The following is a 4,926-nucleotide window of genomic DNA, read 5'->3' as shown; positions in this document are numbered from 1 at the left end:
GCCCCGACGTGGGTCGCGGAACCATAGAGTCTAATGAATTTTGGTGGAAAGCTCCACTCTCGCGGGACGGGGCAGCGCGCTCGGCTGCCTCGAGGAAAGGAACCCGGCAAACACTTCGTTGGAGAGCAGGCGCCCGCGGGACGTCAACCGGATGCGGTTGCCTTCCTGCTCGAGCAGCCCCGCTTCCTCGGAGCGCAGGATCGCGGGCCGCACGGACTCCAGTGCCGCGGCGCCGAAGCGGGCCGCCGCTTCTGCCAGGTCCAGACCGCGGTTCAGGCGCAGGCCGAGGAAAAGGCTCTCCTCCGACGCCGATTGCCGGCTGACTGCGATCACAGAGCCGGATCTGCCGGCCAGGTAGTCGTCCAGCGAGTCGGGAGTGGAGAAGCGCACCGCTTCGAGCGCGGGATCGAGCGCGGGCAGCATGGAGTGCGCATCCACGCCGAAGCCCAGGTAGGGCCGGCGCGTCCAGTACTTCAAGTTGTGGCGCGACTCCGCGTCCGGGCGCGCGAAGTTCGAGATCTCGTATTGCGGGATCCCCGCCGCCTCCAGCCGCTCGCAGGCCCGCAGGTAGAAGTCGGCGGTGACATCATCGTTGGGGACGAAGTGGGCATGGTAGCGGGTGCCGCCGGCGATGAGTTCGCGGCCCAGGCGCGAATCTTCGTCCACCTCCAGCATGTAGACGCTGACGTGGGGTGCGCCCAGCGCGATCGCTTCGTCCAGCGAATACTCCCAGGATTCAGGCGTTTGATGCGGCAGGCCCGCGATGAGATCGACGTTCAGGTTGCTGATGCCGGCGGCGCGCAGGTGAGCGACGTCGTCGAGGACCGCGGCGCGGGTGTGCAGGCGGCCGACGGCCGCGGCCTCGGCGTCCACGAACGACTGGACACCCAAGCTGACGCGGTTCACGCCGCTGCGGACCAACGCATCCAGCATCGGCGGGTTGAGGCTTCCCGGGGCACACTCCACCGTGATCTCGACATCCGCAGTAAGGGCGAAGTTCCGGCGGACTGCCTCGAACAGGCACGCGAACTGCTCGGGCGCGAGCGCGGTGGGAGTGCCGCCGCCCAGGTAGAGCGAGTCCGCCGCGCGCTCGAAGCGCCCGCCCACCCGCTCAGCCAGCGCTGGCGCGGCGTCCAGATCGGCGCTCACCCGCTCTACGTACTGCTCGAAGCGCTCGCGGGAGAAGACTCCGGAAGCGAAGTTGCAATAGCTGCACTTGGAGCGGCAGAAGGGGACCGAGATGTACAGGCCGAGCGGCATGGAAGGAAAAAAAGAAGTTACGGCAACCGAGACGAAACCCGTCCGTCATTATAGAATCACACCCTCATGTCCAGACGCGCAGTGATCACCGGGATGGGAGTGCTCAGCCCCAACGGCCTCGGCAAGGAGGCGTTCTGCCGGGCGGTGCTGGCAGGCCAGAGCGGGGTGGGTCACATCACCCATTTTCAGCTCGACGGCCTGCCGGTGCACATCGCCGGCGAGGTGCGTGGCTTCGACGAATTGGCCTGGATGGACCCGATCGAACGCAAACACGTCTCCCGGGTGGTGCCGCTGGCCATGGCCGCCTCTTCCGAGGCGCTGGCCGACGCCGGTCTTGATCCCGCCTCCATGTCCATGGAAGAAAAGCGCCAGATCGGCGTGGTGCTGGGCACCGGCGGGGGCGCGCAGGATTTCTCCGAGGCCCAGTACCGCCTGTGGCTGGAGGGCAACGTCAAGCAGGTCAGCCTCTACAGCATTCCCAGCGGCACCATGGGCACGCTCTCCAGCGAAGTGAACATGAAGTTCGGCTTCCGCGGGATGAGCCACGTGGTGACCTCGGGCTGCACCTCCTCCACCGACGCCCTGGGCTACGCCCGGCGCCAGATCCAGGCGGGCGCGCTGCCCATGGTGCTGGTGGGCGGCGCGGACGCGCCGCTGGCCCTGGGCATCATGAAGGGCTTCCACCTGATGCGCATCCTCACCACCTCGTGGAACCACGCGCCGGAGCGCGGCTCGCGCCCCTTCTCCGCCGACCGCGACGGCTTCGTGCTGGCCGAAGGCTCCTGGATGTTCGTGCTGGAGGAGTACGAGCACGCCAAGGCGCGCGGGGCGAAGATCTACGCCGAGATCGTGGGTTACGGCTCCACCTGCGAGGCCTTCCACCGGGTGCGGCTGGCGGAGTTCGGCGAAGAGCCGGCACGCGCCATCGAGATCGCCATGACCGAAGCCGGCATCGCCGCCCAGGACGTGCACTACGTCAACCTGCACGGCACCTCCACCCAGCTCAACGACCGCATCGAGACCAAGGCGCTGAAGCTGGCGCTGGGCAAGCAGGCGGGGCGGACGCCCATGTCGGCGCTGAAGTCGCAGATCGGGCATCCCCAGGGGGCCTGCGGCGCCGCCGGGGTGGCAGCCACGCTCATGGCCATGCATCACGGCAGCATCCCGCCCACCATCAACCTGGAGAAGCCCGACCCGGAGTGCGACCTGGACTATGTCCCCGAGGCGGGACGCAAAGCTGTGATCGAGCACGCGGTGTGCAACTGCATCGCCTTCGGATCGAAGAACTCGGCGCTGGTGCTGCGCCGGGTGGAGTAGCGGCCAAGCGAATCTGCGTCCCCGCCGCGGCGATTGCCATCTAAAATAGGACAACCGGGATGGCAGACAACATCCACGAAGAAGAGGTACTGGGCAAAGCCTACGACAGCCGGCTGATGAAGCGGCTGCTCACCTACCTGCGCCCGTATTCCCTGCCGGTCACCATCGCACTGGTGGCCATCGTGCTCAAGGCGGGCTGCGACGTCCTCGGGCCCTATCTGACGAAGGTGGCGGTCGACAAGTACCTGGAGCCCAAGCCGGGGGCGGCGCTGCCGCTGCTGGACCGTTGGCTGAGCCCGCAGGCGCTGACCGGCATCGCGCAGATCGCCGGCCTTTACGTCTTCCTGCTGGTGGCCGGTTTCCTCTTCGATTTCCTGCAGACCTACCTGATGCAGTGGGCCGGGCAGAAGGTCATGTTCGACCTGCGCAGCCAGATCTTCCGCCACCTGCAGAAGATGCACGTCGCCTTCTTCGACCGCAACCCGGTGGGGCGGCTGGTGACCCGCGTCACCACCGACGTGGACGCCCTCAACGACATGTTCACCTCGGGGGTAGTGGCCATCTTCGAGGACATCTTCGTGCTGGCCGGGATCGTGGCCATCATGCTGAAGATGAAGTGGTGGCTGGCGCTGATCACCTTCGCGGTGCTGCCGGTGATCTTCTGGGCCACCATGATCTTCCGCCGCAAGGTGCGCGACAGCTACCGGCGCATCCGCGTGGCCATCGCCCGTATCAACGCCTACTTGCAGGAGCACGTCAGCGGAATCGTGGTGCTGCAGCTCTTCAACCGGGAGAAGCGCGCCTACCAGAAGTTCGAGAAGATCAACGCCACCCACATGGAGGCCTTCAAGGACGCCATCCTGGCGCACGCCGTCTACTACCCGGTGGTGGAGGTGCTCTCTTCCGTGGCCATCGCCAGCGTGATCTGGTTCGGGGGCAACCAGGTGCTGCGCAATGCCGTCACCCTGGGCGTGCTGGTGGCCTTCATGCAGTACGCGCAGCGTTTCTTCCGGCCCATCCAGGACCTGAGCGAGAAGTACAACATCCTGCAGGCGGCCATGGCCTCCAGCGAGCGCATCTTCAAGCTGCTGGACACGCCCGCGGAGATCCTGACCCCGGCCGCGCCCCAGCCCGTCAGCGGGCCGGGGCGCATCGAATTCGACCACGTCTGGTTCGCCTACCGCACCCTGCCCGCCGCCGAAGGCAAGGACGCGGCCGCCGGGGGCAACGGCGACGGCCAGGGTTCGGCGCACGAGCCCGACTACGACTGGGTGCTGCGCGACGTCAGCTTCGCCATCGAGCCGGGGGAGACGATTGCGATCGTCGGCCACACCGGCGCCGGCAAGACCACCATCCTCTCCCTGCTGCTGCGCTTCTACGACGTGCAGAAGGGCGCGGTGCGCATCGATGGCGTGGACGTGCGCGAGATGGACCTGTCGGCCCTGCGCCAGCGCTTCGGCGTGGTGCTGCAGGACCCCTTCCTCTTCAGCGGCACGGTGCGCGACAACATCCGCCTGGGAACCTCCTGGATCGAGGACGAGCACGTGGAGCAGGCTGCCGAGGACGTGAACCTCTCCGACTTCATCCGCAGCCTGCCCGAGGGCTTCCACGAACCGGTGCGCGAGCGCGGCTCTACCCTCTCTACCGGGCAGAAGCAGCTCATCTCCTTCGCCCGGGCGTTGGCCCACGCTCCCAGCATCCTGGTGCTCGACGAGGCCACCTCCAGCGTGGACACCGAGACCGAGTTCCGGGTGCGCGACGCGCTCAGCCGCATGGTCGAAGGACGCACCTCCATCATCGTGGCCCACCGCCTCTCCACCGTGCAGAGCGCCGACAAGATCCTGGTCATGCACAAGGGGCGGCTGCGCGAGATGGGCAGCCACCAGCAGTTGCTGGCGCAGCGCGGCATATACTGGAAGCTCTACCAGCTCCAGTACAAGGACCAGGAAATCGCCGCCCCGGCCGCGGCGCCGGCGGTGCTGCCGGGCTCGCCGGTCGGCGCCGACGACTAGGTTTTCTTCTTCCAGACAACGGGGGGCGGCGCACGGATGCGCGTGCTGATCTCGGCGGGCGAGGCCTCGGGCGAACTCTACGGCGCGCAGCTCATGACCGCGCTGCTGCGGCGCCTGCCGGGCTGCGAGTTCTTCGGCGTAGGCGGCGAGAAGATGCGGGCCGCCGGCTGCGAGATCCTCATCGACGCGCGCGAGCTTTCCGTGGTGGGCATCACCGAGGTCCTGCCTCACGTGGCCGGCATCTACCGCAAGTTCCGGCGGCTGGTGCGCGAGGCCGGCAAGCGCACGCCGGATTTCGCCGTGGTCATCGATTCCCCCGCCTTCAATCTGCGGGTGG

At 67.4% G+C, this 4,926-nt stretch carries 4 protein-coding genes; 3 read left to right on the top strand and 1 reads right to left on the bottom strand.

What is annotated here, in order from left to right; all coding sequences use genetic code 11:
* Positions 1 to 30 precede the first annotated feature (30 nt).
* Complete coding sequence (gene hemW, locus VEG08_14260) at positions 31 to 1,260, bottom strand: radical SAM family heme chaperone HemW (protein HXZ29153.1); 1,230 nt, start codon at positions 1,258 to 1,260, stop codon at positions 31 to 33.
* Positions 1,261 to 1,326: 66 nt separating this feature from the next.
* On the opposite strand from hemW, the gene VEG08_14255 reads away from it, so the two are divergent.
* The 3 genes from VEG08_14255 to VEG08_14245 all read left to right on the top strand — a co-directional run.
* On the top strand, positions 1,327 to 2,577 hold the full coding sequence (locus VEG08_14255) for a beta-ketoacyl-[acyl-carrier-protein] synthase family protein (protein ID HXZ29152.1): 1,251 nt from the start codon (positions 1,327 to 1,329) through the stop codon (positions 2,575 to 2,577).
* Positions 2,578 to 2,636: 59 nt separating this feature from the next.
* On the top strand, positions 2,637 to 4,589 hold the full coding sequence (locus VEG08_14250) for an ABC transporter ATP-binding protein (protein ID HXZ29151.1): 1,953 nt from the start codon (positions 2,637 to 2,639) through the stop codon (positions 4,587 to 4,589).
* A 36-nt stretch (positions 4,590 to 4,625) separates the two neighbouring features.
* Positions 4,626 to 4,926: lipid-A-disaccharide synthase (locus tag VEG08_14245; GenBank protein ID HXZ29150.1), on the top strand; the 301-nt coding region annotated here is incomplete at its 3' end.

This window comes from Terriglobales bacterium (genome assembly GCA_035624475.1).
Lineage (GTDB): Bacteria > Acidobacteriota > Terriglobia > Terriglobales > Acidobacteriaceae > DASPRL01.
The sequence above is the reverse complement of the archived record's forward strand: the minus strand, read 5'-3'. Positions and strand labels throughout refer to the sequence as shown.